This is a genomic window from Haloarcula taiwanensis (assembly GCA_002844335.1).
Classification (GTDB): Archaea; Halobacteriota; Halobacteria; order Halobacteriales; family Haloarculaceae; genus Haloarcula; species Haloarcula taiwanensis.
This window is the reverse complement of the sequence record CP019154.1, coordinates 1,256,572-1,281,987: the sequence shown is the minus strand read 5'-3', so window position 1 is coordinate 1,281,987 and position 25,416 is coordinate 1,256,572. Positions and strand designations below refer to the sequence as shown.

Here is a 25,416-nt window from a genome sequence, read left to right as displayed (position 1 = left end):
CCGAAACGGAAACCCCTAATGGCAGTACGGAGTTAGCGTCGACCGTGCAACCCGAGGGGTACGCCGTTGATCTCCACGTGAAAGTACTCGACGACCGGGTCGTCGAGCGCGCGAAGGCACGTGGCCTCGACGGGCTGGTGTACGCGCCGCATTTCACGCGGCTCCCGGAGATACGGCAGCAAGCAGAGGCGTTTTCCGACGAAGAGCTGACAGTGTTTCCAGCCAGAGAGATCTTTACTGGCACCTGGCAACAGCGCCGGCACGTACTGGCCATCGGTCTCGAAGAGCCGATTCCAGATTTCATTACCTTCGACGGCGCGATGCGAGAGCTGGACCGCCAAGACGCCGCCGTCCTCGTCCCCCATCCCGGCTTTCTCAACGTCAGTCTCGGACTGGATGATATTGAAGCGTATGAGGACAATATCGACGCGCTGGAAGTGTACAACCCCAAACAACTGGCCCACCACCGGGACCGCGCGCAGTCGTTCACGTCGGAAACCGGTCACGAGCCGTTCGTCTCGTCGTATGCCCACGTCCGTGGGACTGTCGGTGAGGCGTACGTGACCTTTGCCGAGGCGTTCGACGACGTGGCGGCGCTCAGTACGGCGCTGAAAAACGACGTTGAGCGGTCACTGTTCCATCGCGACGGGCTCTCACACGACCTCCGGCGGGCGGTCGAGTGGGCACATCTGGGGCTAGAAAACACGTGGGGCAAGTTCGACCGGCTGATGCTGCAGGGGACCGAGCCGACGCACCCCGACCATGTCGCGTACGACGGTCGGTTCAACGATGTGAAGGTGTACTAAACCAGAAATGCGCTGTTGTCGACGACGAAGGTTCTGACCACCGGCGGCAGGTACTGCGGGAGGACGTGGACGAGCAGGGCGACCGCGAGTAGTTCGAAGGCGGTAATCACGACGGTAACAGCTTCGGCGCGGTCGCTGGACGTTGTCACGCCCGTCGGTGAGCCGTACTCCGTGTCCGAGATGGGGTAAAACAGCGCGATGCCCCGACGGGAGCCGAAGTAGTCCAGCACGTAATGCGTGAGGACACCGAGCCACACCCACTGGAGATTGCCGCCGTGATACAGTGGGTGGGCCAGGAATATGATGAGGACGGGAATGTTGTGCAGCGTCTTGCGGTGCTTGCCGAAGGCCGTATCGACATCGGGGAACAGTGCGCCCAGGACGATGGGAAGAAACACTTCCGCGATTGTCGCGAAAGTTGTCACGTCGCCCGAAGGGTCGAGAACGTACCCCAGTCCGATGCTCAGGAGGACGGCGTTCAGGACGTGCCCACGTTTGTTCATCTACCTGACCGTCTGTGTCCCGACTGAAAGGGCTTACTACTCCTGTAAGGCGGTTTCCAGGTCCCGGAGCGCCTGTGTCGCGATGGCCGCCTTGACCTCGCGACGGGTGCCGTCGAACTCGTAGCGGGACACCGTCACGCCGGACTCGTTTGTCCCCCACGGCGCGGCCTCGGCGACGGCGATGTAGACCGTCCCGACGGGCGTCTCCGGTGTGCCACCGTCGGGGCCGGCGACGCCGGTCGTGGCGACGCCCCAGTCGGTTCGGGCGGTGTCGCGAACGCCCTGAGCCATCTCCGCTGCGACCGGTTCTGACACTGCACCGTGAGCATCCAGTGATTCCCGCGAGACGGCCAGCAGTTCCCGCTTGGCCTCGTAGGAGTAGGTGACCAGCGAGCGGTCGAAGTAGTCGCTTGAGCCGGGGATGTCCGTTATTTTTGAGCCAACAAGGCCACCGGTACAGGACTCCGCGGTAGCGACTGTGGCATCAGCTTCTCGGAGACGCTTGCCGACGCGCTTCTCGACTGGGTTCGCTGTGTCGTCTGCCATTGGCGGTAGTTGTCGTGACGGGCGAATAAGCGTTCATGGCAGGCCGGGGTATTTCAGTTCGGAGACACAACTGCGGGTATGAGCTATCAGACGACGCTTGGCTGGTCACTCGTTACGTCGGGCCTCGTGACGCTGTTCCTCTGGGTCCTGCCGGGGTCGGACCTCCTGTGGGGACTGCTGTTGCTGGCGGCTGGCGGGCTGACGCTGTACGTCCGCCAATAGACAGAAAAACAGACGGGGCCGGCGGCCACAGAACCTGTATGGACTACACGGAACCCCAGTTCTTCCGGGTCATGCAGTACGCGGCCCGGGCCGACCGGGACGTGGTGGACATGGTGTCGGGCAATCCCGACTGGGACCCGCCGGAGGGCCTTCGGGACGGGCTCAGGGACTACGCCGAGGCCCCAGCCGACGACTACCAGTATCCGCCCAGCGTCGGGCTGACGACGCTCCGCGACGAAATCGCCGCTCGGCGGGGCGTGGACCGGAACCGCGTCCTCGTCACCAACGGCGCGGGCGAGGCGAACCACCTCGCGATGACCGGCGGGCTCCACTACTTCGATGGCAACGAGATTCTCCTGACTGACCCCGTTTACCCCTACTACGCCGGCCGGGCGAACTTCATCGGCGCGGACATCTCGTTCGTCCCGGTCGACGACCACAACCGACTCGCTCCCTCGGACCTGCGGGCGGCCGCGAGCGAGGAGACGGCCGTCATCGTCGTCAATTCGCCGAACAACCCCACCGGCGCGGTGTACGACGCCGACGCGATAGCCGAGTTCGCGGCCATCGCCGAGGAGTACGACGCCCTGCTGCTCAGCGACGAGGTGTACGACCACTTCGACTACGCGGGCCGGTTCAGTTCGGCGCTGCACGCCGACTCCGACCACGTCGTCGCCACCAACTCCCTCTCGAAGACGATGGCAATAACGGGATTCAGGGTCGGCTACGCGATCTTCCCACCGGAAGACGGTCCCACGGGCTCGCTTCTGGAGCGTGCTCGCACCCAGCACATGCTCACGAACGTCACCGGGAGTCGGCCGGCCCAGTACGCCGTCCTGCGGGCGCTGAAGACGACGAGCCCGGACTACTACGCCGCCTGCCGACGCCGTCTCGAAGGCCGGGTCGACGCCTTCTGTGACGCGCTGGCGGCGGCCGGAGCCGAGTACAACCGCCCAGAAGGCGGCTTCTACGTGATGGCGCGGTTCCCCGACTTCCCTGGGTCGTTCGAGAACGTGTACGAACTCATCGATGAGGCCGGCGTCGCCGGGATGCCCGGCGAAGCGTTCGGCGAGTCCAGAAGCGACTGGGTCAGGTTTGCGCTGGTGACACCACGGGTCGACGAGGCAGCCCAACGGCTGGCGAACTATTTCGAATAAAAAGCTGTTGCTGACTTAGCCGAAGATAAGCTCCACGTCCCTCGCTCGTGCCAGCAGGTCGTCATCGTAGTACTCCTCGGTCTGGGGGGGATGGGTCTCGTCGATAGCTCTGACAGTTTTGACGGTGTTTGCGAAGTTCTTGTAGGTCGCTTCGTCAACCATCTGGCCGTCGACGACGACCGCGCCAGTCCCCTCCCGTTTGGCCTCGTTGAACGACTCTATCTTGTGGAGGTCCCGCTCCAGTTCCTTGGTCGTGGGCATGTGGATGCGGTTGGCCTGCTCGGTCTGCTTGGGATGGAGCGACCACGAGCCGTCGATGCCGATGGTCGCCTCGTGTTCGACCTGGTCGGCGTAGCCCTCGGCGTTGTAGTAGGTGACGCCGGCCCGTTCGTGAAACAGCTGGTCGAAGGGGCCGCCGATGGCGACGATGTCGGCCGCGCTCGTCTCGTTCGAGAGCGCCTCCAGCAGGCCGTCCCAGCGGGGCCGCTCGCCGTCGAGCGCGCGGCCGCCGAGTTCCGCCGTGTAGTCGACCGGCCCGAACACGAGCCCGGAGAGCCGGGATTCGGCGGCGTACTGGCAGATTTCCCGGAGGTCCGAGCGGCCGGGGGCCGTTTCGAGAATGATTGCCATTTCCAGCGTCCCTTCAGCAAGCCCGGCGTCGCGCTCGGCGTCGGCGACGACCCCCGCGGCGTCACGCACGTCGTCGAGCCGACCGGTTTTCGGGAAGACAAAGCCGTCGAGTTCCTCGCCGACCGCCTCGGCCAGACGAGTCACCTGCTCGATGCCGCGTTCGCGGGCGTCGGCGTCGTCGTAGGCCCACTCCACGCGCGGGAGGATGTCCCCAGCGAACTCGTCGGCGTGGTCGGGGACGTGCTCGACGATGTTGTCGACGGCTTCCCCTTTCATTGACGGGGCGGTGCCGTCCTCGATGTCGGGGACGAGCCAGTCGGGGGCCTGGAACCCCTCGCTGGTGAGCCCCGAAACGAGGAACTTCGCGCTGTTGTCGTTCGGTATCGCGGCCGGTGCGGTCTGGAAGGTGCGGCAGAGTCGTGTCATGTGTCTCGCTGGATGAGTGCGGTTCGCCGGCCCGAGTAGACCGGGGTCTGGTCCTGGTTGAACGCGACGTGTTCGAAGGTGACCGCGCCGGCCCGCTCCGGCCCGGCCTCGGGGTCACAGTCGAGGACGCGCGTGAAGCCGTAGAGGGTGTCGCCGAGCGTGACGAAGTCGTGGAACCGCTCGTCAGCGAACCGCTGCTCGCGGTATGTCGCTTCGTCGGAGCGGGCGTGGGCCAGCGCAATCGAGCGAGTCACGTCGCCGTACGCGACGATGTCACCCGACGGCGAGTCCGCCATCTCGTCGCGGTTGTGGTGCTGGCGCGCGGTGTTGAGCGTCGCCAGCGGCAGGCCGGCGACCAACTGGTCGTCCATCGTCCGCCCGCGCTCGTGGCGGTAGGCGACGGCGGCGTTCTCTGCGTCGGCGCGGTCGAGGGCTGCCTGAAAGTCCTCGAAACGTTCGCCGTCAGGCGTGAGGAGCGTGTCGGGGAGCGTCGGACCGCCCTCGTCTTGCTCGCCGACCGCGCCGCCGTCGGTCGCCGCCGGCTCGCGGCGCGGAATCATGTTCGTTCGCCGGTAGGACACCAGCGTTTCGCCCGTCTCGCGGTTCCGGCCCGCTGTCTCCCACGTCACGATGCCGTACTTCGGCCGGGACGAGGACGTACGTGTGTCGACGACGGTCGAGGTGACCGACAGCGGCGTGCCTGCCGTTGCCGGTCTGTGAAATTCCACGTCGTCGCGCCCCAGGAAGTAGCCGCCCTTCTCCGAGAGGTCCTCGACGGTGACGCCCATCACGCACGCCAGCAGGTAGTCCGGGTGGACCGGGCGCTTCTCGAAGCCGCGCTCCGCTGCGGTGTCGGCCCGCCAGTACGCCGGGTCGTGGTTGAGCGTCTGGCCCATCCACTGCTCGCTGCCGTGGTGGGAGAGACGCAGGCCGGGGTCGTGAGCGAGTTCGTCGCCCTCCGAGAAGAACTCGAAGAAGTGGCCCTTCTCCCGGGTGTCGGCGCGGTCAAGCAGCGCGTCGAACGTCTCGCCGTCCGAGAGGTCCATGGCGTCGGGGTCGGACCACTCAGTCATCGGCCGGCACCTCCCGGGCGGCGTCTCGTCTGGCAAGCGCCCGGCGCATCTCGTTGGTGACCACCATGAAGCCCTCGTCGAAGCCCATCCCGGGCTTTGCGAGCACTTGCGCGGCGTCGGTCGCCAGCGCGACGTGGGCGCAGGCCCGCGCCGAGGTGACCGTCTCGTTGCAGGTCCCGCCGACGTAGGCGCGGGTGTCCGTCCCGTCGCAGTACAGCACCGCTTTGGCCGAGCGCTGGATGCCGCCCAGATCCGGCGTCTTCACCTGGACCAAGTCGGCCGCCTCCGCGTCGACGAACGCCTGCACGTCCTCGAAGGTGTTACACCACTCGTCGGCGACGATGTCCACGTCGACGCCGGCATCGGCCAGTCCCTCGCGGAGTTCGGCCATTCGGGATATCTGCTCCGCCCGCCCGCCGGCGTCCATCGGGCCCTCCACTTGTAGGGGATACGGCGCGGCTGCCTCCCGAAGCGTCTCGAAGTAGTCTATCACCTCGGTCCGGTCGTACGGCGGGCCCAGCACCTTGCCGAGGATGCCGTACACGTCGACGTGGAAGCGCGGCGAGTACGGCTCCGGCCCGAGCGTCGTCGCCCGGTCAGAGAGCCACGCGAGATAGTCTCGCAGCCCTTCGCCGTCCTCTCCGACCTTCTCGACACTGTTGAACAGGCCGTGTGGCAGCACCGGAACGCCCTTGATGAGCATCTTTTCGGCGTTGATACGCCGCTCGTCGCCCGACTGGCCGAACACCGGGACCGGAGAGGTCGCCGGCTCGGTCTCGTAGGTGTCTGCAAGTACGTCCGTCGGCGTCACGCCCCGCGCTTGCGCGGCGGCGTTCAGCAGCGCCTGCGACACACCGTAGCGGACCGCCGTGTGCAGCTGGTCGCCGCCCGAGCGCTGGGCGCTCATCTCTTCCAGCATCGTCGCGTTGGCCCCGAACTCCGTCGGATCCTGCCCGCGGAGGGCGTCGGCGACGGGCCCCTCGACGACCGGGCGGTAGGCCTCGGCCCGGAACAGCGGGTCGCGGCCGCCTGCACCGGAGTACTGGACCGCGGCGCAGTCGCCGGTCGCGACCGTGCCGTCCGCGAGTTCGAGTTCGACGATGAGCGCCTCGCCGGCCTCGCGGATGCGGTCGAACCCCTCGGTCACGGGCTGGCCGTCGTAGGCGAACCCGGACTGTGTCGCGCCGTCCTTGATGGCCCGCTGGTCGTCGAAAAAAAAGCCCGACAGACCCGGGACTGTTCGAACGTCCTCAATCCGCATCGCTGGCCCCCCCTGCGGGCTTGCTGTCACCCGTTGGACGCCCGATGAGCTTCCCGTCGCTGATGGCGTCCACGTCGTCGGCGACCATCCGGAACGACTGGTCGCGGCCCTCGGTCTCGGCCCGCTCGCCGAGCCGGGCGGCGTGAATCTCCTTGATCTCGTCAGGGAGCGCGAGGTCCGCGAACTCGAAAATGCGGACCCGGCCGTCGTCGTCTCTGGCCGGCAATACCGCCCCCTTGGCGGCGTCGCTCGGCGCGAACGGCACGTCCAGCGCGCCGCTGTCGAAGGCGTTGATGACCCCCTGTGCCACGTCGCCGTCGCCGGCTTCGTAGATAGCGTCCATCAGGTGGCGCGTCTCCCGTTCGATGAGCGCCTGTTCCTCTTCGATACCCCCGAGGTCGATGTCCTGTTCTATCATCATGTCGATGAGTTGTCTCGTCGTTCGCAGTCCGGCCGCGTTGGCTTCCTTCGTCGGCACGCCCTGGAATTCCTGGGCGGACTTCGTGATGACTTTGTCCGGCTGGGCGACGGCCGCCGTCGCGCCGCCGAGGCTGATGACGCCGTTAGCGCGGGCCTCGTCCGGCGGGAAGCCGCCCATCCACTCGTGGAAGACGGTCGTGACTGTCACCTCGTCACGGAGGTACTCGTTGCCGAGCTTCCGCAGGGCGCGCAGCGCCGCCACGTCCTGCACGAGGTTTCCGACCTGTCCGTAGCCCAGCGTGAGCGACCGGACGCCCTGTGTCGCAGCGAGTTCCCCCTCGACGAGCATCACCGCGATGGCAATGCTCGGCGGGACGAGCGTGCCCGTCAGCGGGCCGAACGGTTCGCGGTTGATGGTGACGCCGCGCTCGGTGTAGGCCCCACAGAGCCGGTCGACGAACTGCCAGTGCTCGATGGTCGTCGCGAGGTCGTGCCGTTTCGTGTACGGAATGTTGTAGGATATCGGCCCGCCCTCGAAACTCTGGAAGCCGCCGGCGAGCGTGACCATCGCCAGCAGTCGGGCGTCCGGCGTGCCGTGCCGGACCTCGACTGGTGCGTCGAGCGCACGGATGAGCCGGCGGCAGTCCTCCACACCGTGGTTGACCGCCGGGAACCCGTTCAGTTCGTTCTCGTCGCTGCCGCGGGAGGCGGCCAGTCCCTCCTCGGCCTTCTCGTACTCGTTGTCCCGCGTGTACGAGTCGATGGTCGTCGGCAGGAGGTCCGCGCCACCCTCGTCCTGCAGGTACCGCAGCAGATCGATCTGTTCTTCGAGGCAGGGAACGCCCGCCCGTGGCTGGAGGAGCGGCTGGTCGGCGGATTCCAGCACTTTGGCGAACTGTTTCGAGGCCGGCAGTGACTCGTGGAAGGCAATAGCCTCCTCGAAGTCGACTTCGCGGCCCGTGTGCCAGTTGTCTCTGAGGTCGTTTGCGATGCGCTGTAGCTGGTCGTCGCTGAGTCGCTCGTCAGTTGGCATAGTCACCCGTCAACCCTGATCTGCTCCGTCTCTGTTGTCGTCAGTTGCAGGTCTTCGCGGAGCATTTCGATTGCCTCCTCCGGGTCCGTCTCCGCGTCGAAGACGCGGTCGAAACCCATCTGTCGGAAGGTCGCCTGCGTCTCCTCGAAGTCGGACTGTCCAACGGCGAGGTTCCCGCCGACGTAGGTGAGCACGTCGAGTCCAGCGTCGTCGAACTTGTCGTGCAGCCCCTCGCAGTCCTGGCGGGCGTGCCCGTATAGCGAGGATACCAGTACCGCCTCGGCGTCGTGAGATTTCGCGGCGGAGACGAACTCGTCCTGTGACGTCTGGACGCCGAGGTTGATGACCTCGAAGCCAGCGGCCGAGAGCGCCTGCTCTAGAATCGTGATGCCGACGACGTGCGCGTCGGAGCCAATCACGCCGAGGATAACGGTCCGGGGCATGTACTACGTCGTCGTCGTCGGGCAGTGATAAACCTAATGGTCTTTCATGATAATATGGCCTTAAAGAATTTATAACGGACGTTCAAGAAGGTTTATGCGGCCGCCCCGTCGTGGTTTTTGCATGGGTGCGCTTGACGACTTGCGTGTGCTCGACCTGACACAGGTCCTCGCCGGACCGTACTGCACGATGTTGCTCGCGGACATGGGCGCGGACGTGGTAAAGGTCGAACGCCCCGGCGGCGACCTCATCAGGTCGAACCCACCGTTCGTGAACGACGGCGATGAAGAGGCTTACGGCGGGTATTTCCAGAGCGTCAACCGTGGGAAACGCTCGCTCGAACTCGATCTGGAGGCCGATGAAGACCGCGAGGCGTTCCTTTCGCTCGTCGAGCGCGCAGACGTGGTGGTCGAGAACTTCAAGGCCGGCACGATGGAGAAGTTCGACTGCGGCTACGAGACGCTGCGGGAACACAACCCAGACCTCATCTACTCCTCGATCCGGGGCTTTGGCGACCCGCGGACGGGCGAAACTCACCGGCAGGGCCAGCCTTCGTTCGACCTCATTGCACAGGCGCTGGGCGGCGTCATGGAAATCACCGGCCAGTCGGATGGCCCTCCGACGAAGGTCGGCCCCGGCGTCGGCGACCTCTTCACCGCCGTGCTGAACGCCGTCGGCATCCTCGCGGCCGTCCATCACCGCGAGCGTACTGGTGAAGGGCAATACGTCGATACAGCGATGTACGACTCGATGGTGTCACTATGTGAGCGGACGGTGTACCAGTACTCCTGTGACGGCGAGTCACCGACCCGGCAGGGGAACTCCCACCCAACGCTGTTCCCGTACGACTCCTTCGAGGCTGCCGATGGCCACGTCGTCATCGCGGCGTTCGCCGACGGCCACTGGGAGGCACTGTGTGAGGCGATGGAGCGCCCGGACCTCGCCGCGGACTACCCCGACGCCGGCAGCCGGCTCGCAAACCGGGAGTCCTTGCGCCGCGAGATCGCTGACTGGACCGCCACCATCGACTCGGAGACGCTCCTCGGTCTGCTCGAAGGGCGTGTGCCGGCCGCGCCAGTCCAGAACACCGCGGACATCTTCGAAGACCCCCACATCCACGACCGGGAGATGCTCGCCGAGGTGGAGCAACCCGGCGCGGAGAGCCAGATGACCATCGCTGGCAGTCCGATAAAGATGACCGAGACGATGCCCTCACCTAGTGGTCGCGCACCGCTGCTAGACGAGCACAGGACGGAACTGCTCGACGAAGCCGGGGTCGGGACAGAAACGAATCGCGTCGAAGGCGACGACTAATCGACAACTGCCGGCAATTTTCACCACAACAGGGCAGGACCATTATCTATCATGAGCCGTAGAATAGGCTATGGTCGAAGTTCCAGACGCGCTCAGTACATTGTTCAGTGCCCAAATAGAGACTGACGGGGACCGATATATTGTCGAAGTTCCGAAAAGTGAAGTCTCCCACGGCGCAGTTTCACCGGGCGAGACCTACCGTGTCGGCCTGCTTTCGCAGGTCGACGCCGGCTCATCGACGGCAACCCCGACACAGACGGCCAAACAGGAGACCGACCCGGGCCGGGTCGACACTGGCGTCCCGCAGCCGCCGGTCGACGAGGGCGAAATCCGAAACGTGACCATCGAATCGCTCGGCGATCAGGGCGACGGCATTGCCAAGGTCGAACGCGGATACGTCGTCATCGTCCCCGACGGCGAACCGGGCGACTCACCGACCGTCGAAATCGAGACCGTACAGGAAAACGTCGCGTTCGCGAGCGTCGTCGACAACGACGGTCGGACCGTATAGCGCTACAGGTTCGTTTTTAACGGCCCAGTGACGGCCGGGCCGGCAGCCTGAAGGGCAGGAATACCCGGCCAACGCAGAAGCGCTCAACCGACAGACACCTACTTGAATGGAATCTGTCGGACGTGGTAGAGGTCGAAGAACGACTAGTAATCACAGCATCACAAACGTTTATATGATTTAAATCCGGTATTTAAAACACTATATGGTCGACCCAAAAGAGAGCATTGACATCGAAAATGTCGTTGCTTCGACCGGTATCGGACAAGAACTCGACCTTGAGAGCGTCGCGATGGACCTGGAAGGCGCCGACTACGACCCCGAGCAGTTCCCGGGCCTCGTCTATCGGACACAGGACCCGAAATCCGCCGCGCTCATCTTCCGGTCGGGCAAGATCGTCTGCACGGGTGCGAAATCCACGGACGATGTCCACCAGAGCCTGCGCATCGTCTTCGATAAGCTCCGTGACCTGAACATCCAGGTCGACGATGACCCGGAAATCGTCGTCCAGAACATTGTCAGTTCCGCGGACCTCGGGAGTTCGCTCAACCTCAACGCCATCGCCATCGGGCTCGGGCTGGAGAACATCGAGTACGAGCCCGAGCAGTTCCCGGGTCTCGTCTACCGGCTCGACGAACCCGACGTGGTCGCGCTGCTGTTCGGTTCGGGGAAGCTCGTCGTCACTGGTGGCAAGCGAAAGGAAGACGCCGAAGAAGCCGTCGATACTATCGTCGAGCGGCTCAGCGACCTCGGTCTGCTGGACTAACGGCTCGGTGCCGGTGACTGGACGACGGCGGTCAGTCACAGCCCGTTTTTCGGTTCACTGCGGCTCTGACGCGATTCGCACTGAGCAGCTGCGACGGCGAGGAACCCTGCGGTTCAAATACGAAGGCGACTAACCCCGGTTCAATGGCAGACCCCGCATCGACGGGCACGGAGTCCTGGCGCACGTATTTCGGCTTCGACGAGCCGTACGAGAACCAGGCCGACGCCGTCGAGCGAGCCATCGAGGCGGGCAAGGCACGCGGCTTTCTCGCAATGGAAGGGCCATGCGGGACCGGCAAGACGATGGCCGCGCTCACCGCCGGCGCGACGCTGGTTCGCGATACGGACCTGTACGAGCGGATGGTCGTCGTCACGCCGGTCAAACAGCAACTCCAGCAGTTTGTCGACGACCTGCGAGCGCTCAACGCCGGTATCGAGGAGCCTTTCGACGGCATCTCGCTGGTCGGCAAACGCGACCTCTGCCCGTACGGTCGTGAGGGTCAGTTCCCGGACGATGTAGGTACGCACGACCGGTGTGAGGACCTCAGGGAGACGACAGCGCGGTTAGTCGAAGACGATGGGCGCTCGGACGGCGCGGCTGTCGCAGACGCCGCAATCGACGGTGAGGCCGACGACGACCAGTGGTGGGACCCACGGATAGGACAGGACCTTGCCGCGGCCGCGCGCCCCGACGCGGCCGAGCAGTCGACCCTCGGTGACGACACGCTCTCGACCGCGGGCGCGGCCTCACCGTACCGGCGGGCCCAGCCAACGGCCCCGGAGTCGCTGGCAGAGGGATCAGACCCGCCGCTATACTGTCCGTTCGAGGCGGACTGGTACGCCCGCAACAAGGGTTCGCCCGTCGATTTCTCCGCCGGGGAGGGGCACGTCGTGACGATGGACGACTACCTCCCAGCGGCGACGGAACGAGGGACCTGTCCCCACCGGGTAATGAGCGTGCTGCTGAACGAGGCCGATGTTATCGTCGGGAACTACAATCACCTGTTCGACCCGGGCTCTCGCCCGCTCCTGTCGGACGTGCTCGACGACCAGACGCTCGTCATCGTCGACGAGGCCCATCGGCTCGAAGAGCGCGTGCGGGACCTCCTGTCGGACCGCATCGGCCGCCAGACCATCGTGCAGGCGCGCAACGACTGTAACATGCTGATTCAGCGCGCCCAGCAGAGCGCCGACCACAAGGCGCAGGTGCGCGAGGTGCTGTCCGCTCGGGAGGTCCCGCTGGACGCGGTCGACCAAGCCCGGAAGTTCTACGACGACCTCGTGCGGTGGCTCGACGACCGCATCGAGTCGTTCCTTGACACCGAACACGAGGGCTGGCGCGCGGACCCGTCGACCCTGCCGGAACACGATAGGGAGATTCCGCTCCGGGACCCCGACACGGTTGAGCAGGACGAACTGACCGAGTGGGCCGAGCGCAAGGGCTACGACGGGTCGCTCTGGCGCTCGCTGTCGAAAGTTGGGGCCGCGGTCGAGGACGCAATCGACCAACTGGGCCTGACCCGCCAGCCGGTGTGTGCCGCCGTCGGCGTGCTGGCCGGGCAATGGTGGGAGCGCGACCACGCGACGTTCCTCCGAGAGATTGAACTGGAGCACTCACCGAACCACGGACAGGGTCTCGATGTCGACTACCAGACCGTGTACACGCCGGGTCTAGTGTGTTACAACTGTATGCCAGCGACGGCCCTGCGGAACGTCTTCGACGAACTCGGGGGCGGTATTCTGATGAGTGCGACGCTGGAGCCGCTGGACGTGTTTACTCGCGTGTCGGGACTGGACTCGATGGCCGAGACAGGGTCAACTGCTCCGGACGAGCAATCCGGCGACGGACGGCCGGTCCGGTCGACGACCTACGATTTGCCGTTCCCGGCGGAAAACCGGGCATCGTACCTCGTCGACGCGACGCCGTTTACCGCCCGCAACCGCGGCGACCCCGAAACGATGCGACCGCTCGGGGAGAACTGGAACCCGACGCGCGACGAGTACGCACAGGCGCTGCGCGCGCTGGCCCGCTCACCCGGAAATGTGATGGTGGCGATGCCGAACTATCGGGAGGCACGCTGGGCCGGCGCATACCTGCAGGAGGCCGTCGAGAAGCCGGTCCTCGTCGACGAGTCTTCGAGCAATGAGGAGACCGAGCGGCTGAAACGCGAGTTCTTCAGCGGCGACGGGAAGGTGATGGTCACGTCGACGCGCGGGACGCTGACTGAGGGTGTCGACTACGACGGGGAGAAGCTCTCGACCTGTGCGGTCGTCGGCATCCCGCTCGTGAACATCGGCTCGCCCCGCGTCCGAGGTGTCCAGCGAGCATACGGCGACGCTTTCGGCGAGGACAACGCCTTCGAGTACGCCCTGACAGTGCCGGCTGTGCGGCGCGCGCGCCAGGCTATCGGCCGCGTCATCCGCGGCATCGACGAAGTCGGCGTGCGGGCACTGGTCGGCTGTCGGTACACACCGGACGCACGACATTCAGTGTATCCGTACCTGCCGGCGGGCGAGCGCGAGGAGTTCACTCGAATGACGCCGGACTTCCTTGCGAGCCAACTGGACTCATTCTGGGCCGACCACCGGTAACGCCGCCTGCGTATCAACCGGAAGAAATCGTTGGCAGCGGAAGGCATATACATCGTGGAACGAGTGTACCTATAGATGCCCGAGTGTCAGAACTGCGGCGAGTTCGTAACCGAGCAGTACGTACGGGTTTTCACACCAGAAGCCGTCGAGGGTCACGGTCCTCGGGTCTGTCCGAACTGTGAGGACAAACTCCGTGACGGCGCCGATGTCCGTGAAGCGCGGTCTTCGAGACAGTAGGACAACTCCTTTTCGGGAAGTACTCAAGGCCGGACGAGCGTAGCTTCTGGCATGAGCGAACTCGACGTCGAGGCGGTCGACGATATCGACGCACCCGCGGGAATCGACGCGGCGGAGTACGTTCTCTACGGCGGGAAAGGCGGCGTCGGCAAGACGACGTGTGCCGCAGCCACGGCGCTGGCCTCCGCGCGAGATAACACGGCGACGCTCGTCGTCTCCACAGACCCTGCCCACTCCCTGTCAGACACGCTGGATGCGGATATCCCGGCGACACCGACGCGCATCCGGGAGGATATTCCCCTCTACGCCGCAGAGATCGATCCGGAGGCCGCCGTGGGCGAGGGGCCCTTGGGCGTCGAGGAGGACGCACTGGGCGGTGTGGGCGAACTCCTCGGCGGCGGTGGGATGTTCGGTGGGGGTGCGGGCGGTGCGGCAGGTCCAAGCCAGGCCGAGGACCCCATCGGCGGCGAGGACGGACTGCTCGGTGGTTCGATGCCCGGAGCCGACGAAGCCGCGGCGCTCCGACTCCTGCTGGACTACGTCGACGACGACCGCTTTGACCGCGTCGTCATCGACACCGCGCCGACCGGCCACACGCTCCGACTGCTGGAACTCCCCGAGACGATGGATTCGATGGTCGGGAAGATTCTGCAACTCCGCGAGCGATTCTCGGGGATGATGGACAACCTCACTGGGATGTTCGGTGGCGATGACGACGAGGTCGACGCCGAAGCCGGCATCGAGGATCTTCAGGAGCTGTCGGACAGAATCGAGCACCTGCGGTCGATTCTGCAGGACCCCCGGAAGACGGACTTCCGCATCGTGATGGTGCCCGAGGAACTGTCTGTTGTCGAATCCGAGCGCTTGCTCGCTCAACTCGACGAGTTTAATATTCCGGTCAGCACCGTCGTCGTCAATCGGGTGATGCAGGACCCGAGCGAGGTGCTCGGCAAGGACGTGGACATCGCCGGTCCGAACCACGCCGACTGCGAGTTTTGCGCGCGGCGCTGGCAAGTCCAGCAAGACGCGCTGGCCCGATCACAGGACATGTTCCGCGGCCACGACGTGCGCCGAGTCCCGCTGTTCGCCGAAGAAGTGCGCGGCGAGCGCCTGTTGTCGGTTGTCGCGGCCTGTCTGGACTGAGAGAGGCGACAGCCGCGGCTTAGCTGGTCAGTTTCCGGATAACGCCGAACGCCGCGTCACGCCACCGCGCCGGCAGGTAATCGAGCATGAGCAGCAGTTGCGCGCCCTGCCCAACGGGATACCGCGGTTCGGGATCGCTGGCGTTGGCGGCATCGCGGATGGTCAGCGCGACTGTCCCGGGCGTGACCGAGAGCGCGTCCTGAATGCCGACGAGGCTCGAATCCGCGTGGGCCTGATACAGCCAGTCGTACGCGCCGGACGTTTCCAGGTTGTCGAGTTCCTCGTCAGCGCGGTCGCTGAAGTTGGTTTCGACCGGCCCGGGTTCGACCAGCACCACGTCGATGCCGAACTCCTCGACTTCCATCCGGAGGGCGTCGCTGAGGCCCTCCAGCGCGAACTTCGAGGCGGCGTAGCTCCCCTGGTTCGGGAACGCGATTCGGCCTGCAACGCTTGAGACGTTGACGATAGTGCCGTTCTCGCGGGCCCGCATGTGCGGGAGGGCCTCGCGGATGAGTCGATGCGGCCCGTAAAGATTCACGTCAAACTGCTCGTGGAGCGCCGCCGTCGACACGTCCTCTACTGCGCCGAACTGCGGATACCCGGCATTGTTCACGAGGCAGTCCAGCCGTCCCTCGGCGTCGACGAGCGCCTCGACGACCCGCTCGCACTCGCGGGGGTTCGTCACGTCGATTTCGGCGGTCTGACAGCCGTTTTCGGCGAGATCGCCGATGTCCGATTCCTCGCGAGCGGTCGCCCAGACAGTCCAGTCGTCGGCCAGGAACGCCTCGGCACTCGCCCGCCCGATACCCGAGGACGCTCCGGTAATCAGCACCGTCTTCGCCATGTGTTGGCCGGGAGAACACACCCCGGGAAGTTATACTGTCGGTTATCCGACGCAGATACCGTAGCATCACTCCACGGACGCCTTTGCCCCATCGGCGTAGCTGTCGGCCAGTCGGGTCGGCTCGGGGAGCTTGTAGCCGTCGGTGGTAGCGTCGACGATATCCGCCGCCGTGGATGCACTGACGCGATGGCCGGGGCTGACGATGAGCGGATTGATATACCGGTTCGGTGAATCGTACTGACGCGTCTGGAGCGCGTGACCGATAACCGTTCCACCAGGGCAGGTCTCAACGCTGTCGTCGGCAGTAATCGGAATCCGCGCCCCTTCCGGGTATGTCTCCTCGAGCGACTGCTCCGGCGTGCCACAGAGGAGATTCTTGGCGACGCCGACAGCTGGCACGTCCAGTGTGACGCCGATGTGTGTCGCCAGCCCGGCTTCCCGGAAATGAATGCGGCCGCTGCCGTCGACCAGCACTACGTCGGGGTCAATCTCCAACTCCGCAAACGCGGCCAGGATTGCGCCGCCTTCACGGAACGACAGCAGGCCGGGAATGTACGGAATCTCGGTCTGCTCGACAGCGCTGACCCGCTCAACGACCTCGCCGCCACGCAGGACGACGATGGCCGAGATGGCCTTGTCGTCGACGAAGGCCTGGTCAACGCCGGCGACGAGCGGTGGGTCAGCGGCCCCGTCGCCAGTCCGCAGCGTCGTCTGGTCGTCGACCGGTGCATCCCCAGCGGACGCGATGGTTTCGGGGGAGAAGTCCAGGTCGTCTTCGAACCGCGCATCCTCGGCGATGTCGCGTTGCAGCGCCTCCATCTCGGCCTGCGAGAGCGACGGGTCGGGGACCAACTCGGGGCGAACCAGCTGCATCGTCACGGACGACGCCGGCCGGGACCGCCGGGACCGCCCGGTCCACCGGGGCCGCCGCCACCGCCGAACTGTATCTGGCCGGGGATCCGGGCCTGTCCCTTTATTTTCTGGCCGTACCAGAGTCCGATGACGAGGCCGATGAGGTGGGCGAGGTGCGCGATGTTACCGCCGAGCAGGCCGGCCCCCATCGGATTGAGCGATCCGAAGATGCTCAACAGGAAGTAAAAGCCGGTGATGGCCCAGATCGGAACGGGAATCAAGAAGTACAGGTATACGCGGAGGTCAGGTTTCAAGACGGTCAGAAACGCCATAATCGCCAGCGCCGCGCCGCTGGCTCCGAGCACGCCGGCGGAAGTGCCCTGCACCATTTGAATTGCAATCTGTCCGAGGCCGGCCAGCGCGCCGGAAGCGAGGAAGAAGACCGCGAATTTCTTCGACCCAATCTGCTGCTCAACGATCCGGCCGAAGAAGTAGATAATAATCCCGTTGCCGAGGATGTGATAGAACCCGAAGGGAGCGTGTGAGAACACCGACGTGACCCAGGTCCAGACGTACTCGGGATTGTTCGGATGGAGGACGAACAGCGTCTGAAACGCGTCGCTGCCCAGAGAGAGAATGACAACGTGTTCGAGGATGAACACGATACCCATAATCGCCAAGAACAGGTACGTGACGTTCCCCCGGAAGTACGCCAGCGGCCCGCCGGGCCCGGTGTCGATACCGAGCCGGTCGGCGACGCCACCGGAGGTCTGACCGGTGTTTACACTCTCGTCGAACCCGCTGTCGAACACGCCGCCCGGATCGCTCCAGTTGTCAAGTCCGGGGCAATCGTGGGCCTCTGGCAGTCTGTGTTCCGCACAGTAGGTCCCACCACAGTGCCCGCACTGATACGGCATGTTCTCCTGCTTCCCACAGGCATCGCACTCCGACATTATACTACGGTAGGAGTGGGCCGTGGAAATGGATTGTGCTTATACTGGGCCAGTCACCGGCAGACTACGATGATACTGCGATGTCTGAGTCGGAAAAGCAAAGGGCTGTACGCAGCAGCCAAACAGCGACTTACTCGCCAGTACCGGGATTGCTTTTGACGTCTCGGAGCACGCCTATCCACGCCGGGTCGCCGTCGTACTCAATCGACCCGCCGGATACTTCGATGGGACGCGTTTCACCGTCGGCCTGTCGCCCCTCAAACTCCGAGTGGAACGTATCGAGCTCGTCTGACTCTGCTGTTCGGAGTGACTCAGGTAGTCTGTCGCCGTCGCCTTCCGCCGTGAGGAGGGCCGGAGACTCGTTGATGAGTTCACTCTGGTCATAGCCGAAAATATCAGCTAGCTTTTGGTTCACGTAGACAAACGCCCCGTCCTGAATGATACAGACGCCCGCAAGCTCCTGTTCAACGAGCCGCTGATACCACGAGAGGGCGTTCCAGAACCGCTGTTCGGTGCGATGTTGTTCGACAGCATTCTCGATTCGGTTGGCCAGGACATCGTACGTGTCTGACCTCCCTCCTTTTTGCATATAGTCCGTGACGCCCGACGCGATTGCCTCGCTGGCTATCTCTTCACTGCCCTTGCCGGTAAACAGAATAAATGGGATGTCGTGATACTGCTCACGGACGAGTTCTAGAAACTCCAGTCCATCGGTGTTTGGCATATCGTAATCGCTGACAATACAGTCGACCTGCTCGCTCCGGAGGACGTCAAGCGCAGCGACGGCGCTGGTCTTGGTAACGACGTCGAACTTGTCGTTGATGCGTTCGAGATACATCTCGACCAGCTCACCGACCTGCGGATCATCATCGACGTGCAACACCGTACACTCCTGAGGCTGCTCGACTTTCGCAAGTGGAACCGGAACCTCTGTCCGCAGCTCGTCGCGTCGGTCCACTGATTCCGTCCGGAGAAGCGGTGTATGGCGCGTTGCCGCGCGGCGGCTGCCGCTGATGACCGCACTGGACAGCTCAACTGTCTTGTCTCCGAGCCGCCACTGCTCCTCAGAAGTCATCCTTCCTCCGGGTGGTGTCGACAAAGCCGCCAGCAAGCAGCCATTCCATCAAACTGGTAGCGATTGCCGCATACATCCGCCCTGCGTCCGACCCCCGGAGCGAACCAGCAGGACGTGTATCTCTCAGATAGTTATCAGCTATTTTCCATTCATACATTAATACTAGACCCTGATTATCAATTACATACTTGGCTACTAAACGCTACTGATGGGGGTATCGCTGGTTCCCTCTCATGTGTACGCACGACCGGTTCGTGCGCTACTTTCCTCTAAACGTGCGATTCCAGTCTTGTGGATGTTAGTTTCTGGATTTGACTGTTAATTCTATGCTTAATACAATATATAATATGTAGGTACTTTTCAAATAAATTTAATTATCTCCCCGCCATCATCGAAGTTGTATCATGTCAGATACCACCATGCGCGAATACCTCGCAGAGCACCCAAAAATGACCGGCGCGCTGTTCACCCTCCTGCTGCTACTGTCACAGGCGGGGACTGCGGCAGCTAATAACAGTGCTTACCCCGGGCCATAGACACTAGAACTAATAAACTCAGTTGAATAATTCCCTTCACAGTGGATGCATTGCTGGCTAGTTGAAACGCTCAATTTATAGAATCTATATCTACTGAGTCACTCCAATGCAGTTCGCCTTTATATCGGACCGGTATCTGTTGCATCTCTAGAAAATCTATTAATTCCTCGCAATTTACACTGAAACTGTCAATTTTGCCCGGAACTAAATAATGTTCTTCAGACTTATTGATATGCGGGTACATAATAGCGCCTAACGCATTTCCGTCCGTCGAGTATACATTCATTTCTACAGTATAACCGGTTTCAGTAGTTTGTAATTCAAGCAGGTTTGGCATCCCACCATCTGTCTGTGCAACTGTCACTCCCCCATCACCAACCACGATATACTGACCACCGAGGACGCTCTCACCGCGTGCGATGGTAAGCGCCGCGCGAAGGGGGAAGCCGCAGTTCAGCAGCCGTGCGACCGTCTCACCGATGCGAACTGCGCCGTCGTTCAGAACTTCGTTGAGCGTGACGATGCCAGCGATTGCACCCTTTTCGACGAGCACCAATCCCTGATTGTAGGAGTTGCAGGCGTTCAGCAGGAACGTGTCGATGCCGACCGAGTCGACCGTCGTCACGTCCAGTTTGCCATCGCTACAGACGAAGCCGTCATGCTCGGTGTGGCCGATATAGTGGAAGAACTCCGCGTCGGTCGTGAGAACTGTTCTGAGCTCCGCCGTCGTCAGGTCGTCGTGGACCGTGACATCGAACGGCAGGTCGTCGCGGGTGCCATACACGTCGTCGACGAGCTGTCGTTCCTCATCCATCCGGGCGTCGTTCTGGACGACGCGAATCGTGATGTCCTCGGCGTTCGTGTCGCGGTCAAGCCGGTGTTCGAACGCTGCTTTGGTTAGCTTGCTCGCACCGATTGGGATACTGTCCCCAATCCAGGCCTGTTCCAGTGAGTCCTCGGCCTGCGGTTCGACGTAGTCCGTCTCGGTTGCGGCGGTGGCAGTGTCGGAACTCGCAGCGCGGGTGATGACATCATCACGAGTGAACTCGGCCTCGACCTCCGCCGGAACGCTCGCCTGGTTCAGCCGCTGTTGCTGGTGTGTCCGGACGATGGCGAGGTCGTCGACGACATACGGGAGCTGTTCCGCGTTCGCCGGCACCGGGTCGATGTGGGTCGTCAGTCGCCACTTCGGAATGTGGTCCTCGATAACGTCGTACGGGACCTGCAGATAGGTGGCGACCTGCTCCGCTAGCGGCTGCTGATACAGCGATTGGAAGTCGAGGTCGACGTACGGTTCGATGGCCGCCCGTTCGTGCAGGTCTATCTGATGGAATCCTTCCGTGCGCGTGACACAGTCGAGGAAAAACAGGCGTTTGAGCGTGCGTCCGACCTCGGATTCGAAGCCTCGTGCTGTGTCGAGCGAGTAGGTAAATCCGGTGTCGGTCGTCAGCCGCGGTTCGGATGCGGGGACGAGCGAGGCTCCGAGGTAGTACGAGAGCGGTGCGGCGACGAAAACCGACGCGAGATTGGGCGGAAGTTCGAGCGTGACACCGGTGTCCGGACTGTCGATAGCCGCCGGGATGTCCAGCGTTTCACCGATCTCAAGCGCCGGGGGGTGGCCGCGAAGCGTTGGATAGGAGCGCTCGGGGTCGTAGGCCTTGAGCGCCGACCCGAAGGTCTCGACAGCGGCCATCATGTCGGTCGGGTCCTTGGTCGTCGTGACCGCGGCCGCGGGCCGGTCGTGCTGGGACCGAGCGCCGATGAGCACGTCCGTCGGGGAATCGAACTCGATTCGGGTCCGGTCCGAGTCGACGGTGACGGCAATCTGGGCGTCCTCGACCCGCATATATGTCTTTATCTGCGTCAGCGGGTCCAGTACGTAATCGTCCGACGGCAGCGTCTCCGACTCGAACTGTGCGACCTCAGCGGCTATCGCCCCGTCGTCGTCACGGACGTACACCATAACGACCGTCGGGAGTTCGATGGCCTGGGTCCGTATCCGGACGGCGTCCCCGACGGGATACTGGAACACGTCGGTCGCGGCGTCCCTGAGCGCGATGGGAGCGGGCGTGTGTATCCGGTAGCGCTGGCGCTCTATCTGGTCGATGACCGCGAGTCCCGGACGGTCGTCAAGCGGTTCGAAGGTTAGAGTCATATAATAACCGAGAGGGACGGTGTTATTCTCGTATCATACGAACGATAGAGATGATAAAAAAGATATCGCCGACCTCGGTCGAGACCGCTCACAGAGTTCGCTTGAGATGTTAACTAGGCACACGCGAGTGTAGCAAATGGGCAACGCTGTGCTACCCTCGATAGAACACGGGCGAAGCGGGTAAGGGCACCCCGGCCTAACAGCCGGTAGTGAAAGAGTTCGAGCGCAAACAGTTGCTGGAGCGCATCGAACGCGACAGCGCGACTGTCGGTGCGGACATTCCCGATGAAATCACCATCCAGGGTGAGAAGATCGAACTTCGGTCGTTCGTCTTCGAAATCAAACGTCGGGAGACAGTTCCGCGGGGCGAGCGCGAGCGCGTCGAGCAAGCGAAAAAGAACCTGCGGCGCGAGCGCCTCCAGCGAAAGCAACGAATCGAGGACAACGACGTGAGCTACGAGCGCGGCGAAGAGCTCGCCACGGCCATCATCGGCATCGACCGGGCGCTCAACGCCCTCGAACAGCTCGGTGCGGCGGATATCGAGCAGGAAGCGCAGGCACAGGAGGCGGCTGACAGAAAACGCTGGATGAAATTCCTGCAGAAAGCGCTGGGACACGAGGACGCGGACTCCGGCACTGGCCGTGCCGGGCGGAGCTACTGACATGAGCCGGAACGACGAGATCGCGACACTGCTCGAAGAGTTCGCCGACCTGCTGGACGCGAAGGGCGTCGAGTACAAGCCCCGGGCCTACCGCCGGGCGGCCGAGAACATCAGGGACTACCCCGGGGCCATCGAGGGGCTGGCCGCCGAAGGCGAGGACAGCGTCGGCGAGATTGACGGCGTCGGCGACGCCATCTCCGCGAAGGTGGTCGAGTACTTCGAGACCGGCGAAATCGAGGAGCTGACCGAACTGCGCGAGGAACTCCCCGTCGAGATGGACGCCCTCACGGCGGTCGAGGGCGTTGGGCCGAAATCCGTCGGCTCGCTGTACGATGCACTGGGCATCACCACCCTCGACGAACTGGAGGCCGCGGCCGAGGCCGGCGAGATACAGGAGGTCTCCGGCTTCGGCGCGAAGACCGAGCAGAACATCCTCGACAACATCGACTTCGCCCGCGAGGCCCACGAACGGTCGCTGCTGGGCGAGGCCAGACCACAGGGCGACCGGATTCGGGAGTACATGGCCGCTGGTGACGCCGTCGAGGAGTGTGCGCTCGGGGGCTCGATTCGGCGCTGGCGGCCGACCATCGGCGACGTGGACGTGCTCGTCGGGAGCACCGACGCCGACGCCGTCGTCGAGCGGTTCGCCGACTGGGACGGGCTCGACCGCGTCATCGAGTCCGGCGAGACGAAGGCGAGCGCCTACGCGGACGACGTGCGGGTCGACCTGCGGGTGGTCGACCCCGCCGAGTTCGGCGCGGCGCTGCAGTATTTCACCGGGAGCAAGGACCACAACGTGGCGGTCCGCAATCGCGCCATAGAGCGGGACCTGAAGGTAAACGAGTACGGGGTCTTCGATGTCGAGGGCGTCGAGGACGACGACCAGCGGGCCGGCGAACTGGTTGCCAGCGAGACCGAAGACGCGGTGTACGACGCGCTGGGAATGGACTGGGTCCCGCCGGAACTCCGTGAGAACCGCGGCGAGGTCGAGGCCGCCGCCGACGGGACGCTGCCGAACCTGCTGGCCGAAGGCGAGGTCCGTGGCGACGTCCACACCCATACGAACTGGTCGGACGGCAGGAACACTATCGCGGAGATGGTCGCGGGCGCGGCCGACTTCGGTCACGACTACCTCGCCGTCACCGACCACGCGACCGGGCCGGGGATGGTCGGTGGCGTCGGGGTCTCCGACGAGAAGCTCCGCGAGCAGATAGCCGAGGTCGAATCGGTCGCGGCCGAGGCCGACATCGACGTGTTCACCGGCGTCGAGGCTAATATCGCTGAAGACGGCACTGTCTCGGTCGCTGACGACTTGCTGGCGGAACTGGACGTGGTCGTCGCTTCACCCCACGCCGCGCTCGACGGCGACGGCACGGACCGCCTCGTCGCAGCCGCAGAACATCCCGACGTGAACGTCATCGGCCACCCGACAGGCCGCTATCTCAACCGCCGGGAGGGACTGGACGCGGATGTGGAGCGGCTCGCGGCCGTCGCCGCCGACAACGACACGGCCCTGGAAATAAACGCCAACCCGGCGCGGCTGGACCTCGGCGGCGGCGCGGTAAAGCAGGCTATCGAGGCCGGCGCGACAATCGCCATCAACACGGACGCCCACAGCCCGGGCGACCTCGACCTCCTGCGCTACGGCGTCCACACGGCGCGGCGGGGATGGGCCGAGACGGCGGACGTGCTGAACACCCGCGACGCCGAGGGGGTCCGCGAGTTCCTCGATGTCTGAGGAGACCCCGCGCGACCGGCTCGCCCTCGATGCGATGCTCGGCAAGCTCGCCACCTATCTCCGGATGTGTGGCTACGACACGGCCTACGCGCTGGACCGGGCCGCCGAGGCCGACGACGATCTCCTCGCTGTAGCGGCACGTGAGGACCGGCTGGTGATAACTCGGGACAGCGACCTCGCCGCCCGCGCATCCGAGAGCGTGCTCCTCACCGAACGGGCGGTCGAGGACCAGTTGCGGGAACTCGCCGACGCCGGCTTCCGACTCTCGCTCGCCGACGAGCCGGCCCACTGTGGCGTCTGTAACGGGCCGGTCGAGCAGGTCGACCCGGTCGAACCCACGCCGGAGTACGCACCGACCGCGGACGACGAACGGGTCTGGCGCTGTACGGACTGCGGGCAACACTTCTGGAAAGGGAGCCACTGGGAAGCAGTCAAGAGAACGCTGGAAGAGCTATAGAATACAGACAGTTAGCGGGCGTCGCTACAGTTCTTCAGCGGCGGCGACGGCCTCGTCGGTCGTCCCCTCGACGACCACGCCAGTCGTGACAGCGTCTTCGGTCCAGTAGACGACAGCCCTGTCGTCGCGCTCGATTGCGGTCGCGTTCTGCCCGTTCACCTGCACTGCCGTCCCGTTCTCCACGTCCTCCAAGTACCTCAACGCGCCAGTGGCGCTCAGGACGGTCACGTTCTCGCTGTCAGCGTCGTACTGCTGGACCACGGCCGTACTCTCCGGCCGGCTGATATATCGCGCTTCCTCGAAAGTCCCGTTCTCGTACTCTGGCAGGTCCATATCCGTCGCCGACTGAGCCGCGTCGTAGGTGTCGTACGTTTCGACGGTCGTGACGGCGACCCGGTCAGCCGGCGGGGCGAACTGACTGTCGTCGATGCTGACGTTGAAATTCGTCTCCTCGACGGTGAGCTCCGTCCGGTTCGTTCCGTCGTCAGTGGTCATCTTATGAACGCGGTAGTCCTCGGTATCGACCCACAGCGTCGTGTTCGGCGCGTCGATGCTCTCGTTGGTCGGTTCGAGGTCGAGAACGTACGTCGATTCGCCGTTGACCTCTGAAGTCCCGCGGAGCGTCGCTGTGACGTTCTCCTCGGGAACCGGGTCGGTCGAGTCGTTCATCGCCACGGACTCCGCAGTCAGTTCGCGGGCATACGACCGGTTCTCGCCGACCGCCCAGACGACAGTCCCGTTCGTCCCCATCTCGTACGACCGGGTCTCGCTCGTGACGGCGGCCCACGTTTTGTTCGGCTCAGCGGCGGCATATTCGACCGTTGCAGTCTTCGACGCCGAGTCGTTCATCACAGTCACAGTCGCGGTTCCGGTAATCGTCTCGGCTACGTCGTAGCGCTGCTCGGTCTGGTCCAGCACCTCGTCGCCGGACGGTTGCCCCATCTCGCTGAGGCCGGACACACCAGCGACCGCCCCAGCGGCCAGCAGTCCGATAGTGACAAACACAGCGACGATAGCCAGTCTCCGTCCGGTATTGGCTGTCATTGGCCTGCCTTAGGACTGGAGTG

At 64.1% G+C, this 25,416-nt stretch carries 23 protein-coding genes; 10 read left to right on the top strand and 13 right to left on the bottom strand.

The genetic code is table 11. The annotated features are described in order from the left end of the window. Positions 1 to 44: 44 nt before the first annotated feature. A complete protein-coding gene (locus BVU17_06555) occupies positions 45 to 806 on the top strand; it encodes a metal-dependent phosphoesterase (GenBank protein AUG47204.1) in 762 nt (253 codons plus the stop codon). Here BVU17_06555 and BVU17_06550 read toward each other — a convergent pair. Further along, positions 803 to 1,309, bottom strand: coding sequence for a hypothetical protein (locus BVU17_06550; GenBank protein AUG47203.1), 507 nt, complete (start codon positions 1,307 to 1,309; stop codon positions 803 to 805). The two genes, BVU17_06555 and BVU17_06550, sit on opposite strands and share 4 nt — an antisense overlap. Before the next feature lie 36 nt (positions 1,310 to 1,345). Next, a complete protein-coding gene (locus tag BVU17_06545; GenBank protein ID AUG47202.1) occupies positions 1,346 to 1,855 on the bottom strand; it encodes a damage-inducible protein CinA in 510 nt (169 codons plus the stop codon). Positions 1,856 to 2,115: 260 nt separating this feature from the next. On the opposite strand from BVU17_06545, the gene BVU17_06540 reads away from it, so the two are divergent. Beyond that, a complete protein-coding gene (locus BVU17_06540) occupies positions 2,116 to 3,234 on the top strand; it encodes an aspartate aminotransferase (protein AUG47201.1) in 1,119 nt (372 codons plus the stop codon). Between the two features lie 15 nt (positions 3,235 to 3,249). Here the strand turns inward: BVU17_06540 and BVU17_06535 are convergent, their stop codons facing one another. From BVU17_06535 to BVU17_06515, 5 genes are read right to left on the bottom strand one after another with little or no spacing between them, the layout of a single operon-like run. Continuing rightward, a complete protein-coding gene (locus BVU17_06535) occupies positions 3,250 to 4,290 on the bottom strand; it encodes a citrate lyase subunit beta (protein ID AUG47200.1) in 1,041 nt (346 codons plus the stop codon). Beyond that, positions 4,287 to 5,363 (bottom strand): acyl dehydratase, encoded by a 1,077-nt coding sequence (locus tag BVU17_06530; GenBank protein ID AUG47199.1) that lies wholly within the window; start codon positions 5,361 to 5,363, stop codon positions 4,287 to 4,289. The genes BVU17_06535 and BVU17_06530 overlap by 4 nt, the downstream gene beginning before the upstream one ends. Continuing rightward, positions 5,356 to 6,624, bottom strand: coding sequence for a methylaspartate ammonia-lyase (locus BVU17_06525; protein AUG47198.1), 1,269 nt, complete (start codon positions 6,622 to 6,624; stop codon positions 5,356 to 5,358). The genes BVU17_06530 and BVU17_06525 overlap by 8 nt, the downstream gene beginning before the upstream one ends. Then, entirely contained in the window at positions 6,614 to 8,077 is a 1,464-nt protein-coding gene (locus BVU17_06520; protein ID AUG47197.1) for a methylaspartate mutase subunit E, read from the bottom strand. Before BVU17_06520 ends, BVU17_06525 begins: the two co-directional genes overlap by 11 nt. A 2-nt stretch (positions 8,078 to 8,079) precedes the next feature. After that, the gene (locus BVU17_06515) at positions 8,080 to 8,520 is read right to left on the bottom strand and encodes a methylaspartate mutase subunit S (protein AUG47196.1); all 441 of its coding nucleotides are present in this window, start codon (positions 8,518 to 8,520) and stop codon (positions 8,080 to 8,082) included. Positions 8,521 to 8,641: 121 nt separating this feature from the next. Here BVU17_06515 and BVU17_06510 point away from each other — a divergent pair, with 121 nt between their 5' ends. The 5 genes from BVU17_06510 (at position 8,642) to BVU17_06490 (ending at position 15,077) form a co-directional block, all read left to right on the top strand. Further along, a complete protein-coding gene (locus BVU17_06510; protein AUG47195.1) occupies positions 8,642 to 9,832 on the top strand; it encodes a CoA transferase in 1,191 nt (396 codons plus the stop codon). A 70-nt stretch (positions 9,833 to 9,902) separates the two neighbouring features. Next, positions 9,903 to 10,343 (top strand): deoxyribonuclease, encoded by a 441-nt coding sequence (locus BVU17_06505; GenBank protein AUG47194.1) that lies wholly within the window; start codon positions 9,903 to 9,905, stop codon positions 10,341 to 10,343. Between the two features lie 202 nt (positions 10,344 to 10,545). Continuing rightward, entirely contained in the window at positions 10,546 to 11,106 is a 561-nt protein-coding gene (locus BVU17_06500) for a TATA-box-binding protein (GenBank protein ID AUG47193.1), read from the top strand. Positions 11,107 to 11,249: 143 nt separating this feature from the next. After that, positions 11,250 to 13,697 carry a helicase gene (locus BVU17_06495; protein ID AUG47192.1) on the top strand — a complete coding sequence of 816 codons (2,448 nt, stop codon included), beginning with the start codon at positions 11,250 to 11,252 and terminating at the stop codon, positions 13,695 to 13,697. A gap of 288 nt (positions 13,698 to 13,985) precedes the next feature. Further along, positions 13,986 to 15,077, top strand: coding sequence for an arsenic-transporting ATPase (locus BVU17_06490; protein AUG47191.1), 1,092 nt, complete (start codon positions 13,986 to 13,988; stop codon positions 15,075 to 15,077). 19 nt (positions 15,078 to 15,096) lie between these two features. Here BVU17_06490 and BVU17_06485 read toward each other — a convergent pair whose 3' ends face one another. The 5 genes from BVU17_06485 to BVU17_06465 all read right to left on the bottom strand — a co-directional run bounded on the left by BVU17_06485 (position 15,097) and on the right by BVU17_06465 (position 21,492). Then, on the bottom strand, positions 15,097 to 15,921 hold the full coding sequence (locus BVU17_06485; protein ID AUG47190.1) for a short-chain dehydrogenase/reductase: 825 nt from the start codon (positions 15,919 to 15,921) through the stop codon (positions 15,097 to 15,099). 66 nt (positions 15,922 to 15,987) lie between these two features. Beyond that, positions 15,988 to 16,800 (bottom strand): endonuclease V, encoded by an 813-nt coding sequence (locus BVU17_06480; protein ID AUG47189.1) that lies wholly within the window; start codon positions 16,798 to 16,800, stop codon positions 15,988 to 15,990. Next, positions 16,797 to 17,726: a rhomboid family intramembrane serine protease gene (locus tag BVU17_06475; protein AUG47188.1), complete on the bottom strand. Its 930-nt coding sequence runs from the start codon at positions 17,724 to 17,726 to the stop codon at positions 16,797 to 16,799. The genes BVU17_06480 and BVU17_06475 overlap by 4 nt, the downstream gene beginning before the upstream one ends. A 130-nt stretch (positions 17,727 to 17,856) precedes the next feature. Beyond that, entirely contained in the window at positions 17,857 to 18,801 is a 945-nt protein-coding gene (locus BVU17_06470; protein ID AUG47187.1) for a PAS domain S-box protein, read from the bottom strand. A gap of 606 nt (positions 18,802 to 19,407) precedes the next feature. After that, complete coding sequence (locus tag BVU17_06465) at positions 19,408 to 21,492, bottom strand: hypothetical protein (protein AUG47186.1); 2,085 nt, start codon at positions 21,490 to 21,492, stop codon at positions 19,408 to 19,410. Between the two features lie 209 nt (positions 21,493 to 21,701). Here BVU17_06465 and BVU17_06460 point away from each other — a divergent pair, with 209 nt between their 5' ends. From BVU17_06460 to BVU17_06450, 3 genes are read left to right on the top strand one after another with little or no spacing between them, the layout of a single operon-like run. Next, positions 21,702 to 22,154 carry a hypothetical protein gene (locus BVU17_06460; protein ID AUG47185.1) on the top strand — a complete coding sequence of 151 codons (453 nt, stop codon included), beginning with the start codon at positions 21,702 to 21,704 and terminating at the stop codon, positions 22,152 to 22,154. 1 nt (position 22,155) lies between these two features. Then, a complete protein-coding gene (locus BVU17_06455) occupies positions 22,156 to 23,892 on the top strand; it encodes a DNA polymerase/3'-5' exonuclease PolX (GenBank protein ID AUG47184.1) in 1,737 nt (578 codons plus the stop codon). Next, a complete protein-coding gene (locus tag BVU17_06450) occupies positions 23,885 to 24,349 on the top strand; it encodes a hypothetical protein (GenBank protein AUG47183.1) in 465 nt (154 codons plus the stop codon). Before BVU17_06455 ends, BVU17_06450 begins: the two co-directional genes overlap by 8 nt. A gap of 24 nt (positions 24,350 to 24,373) precedes the next feature. On the opposite strand, the gene BVU17_06445 is transcribed toward BVU17_06450, so the two are convergent. Next, positions 24,374 to 25,393, bottom strand: a complete 1,020-nt coding sequence (locus BVU17_06445; protein AUG47182.1) for a hypothetical protein — start codon at positions 25,391 to 25,393, stop codon at positions 24,374 to 24,376. Positions 25,394 to 25,416 lie beyond the last annotated feature (23 nt).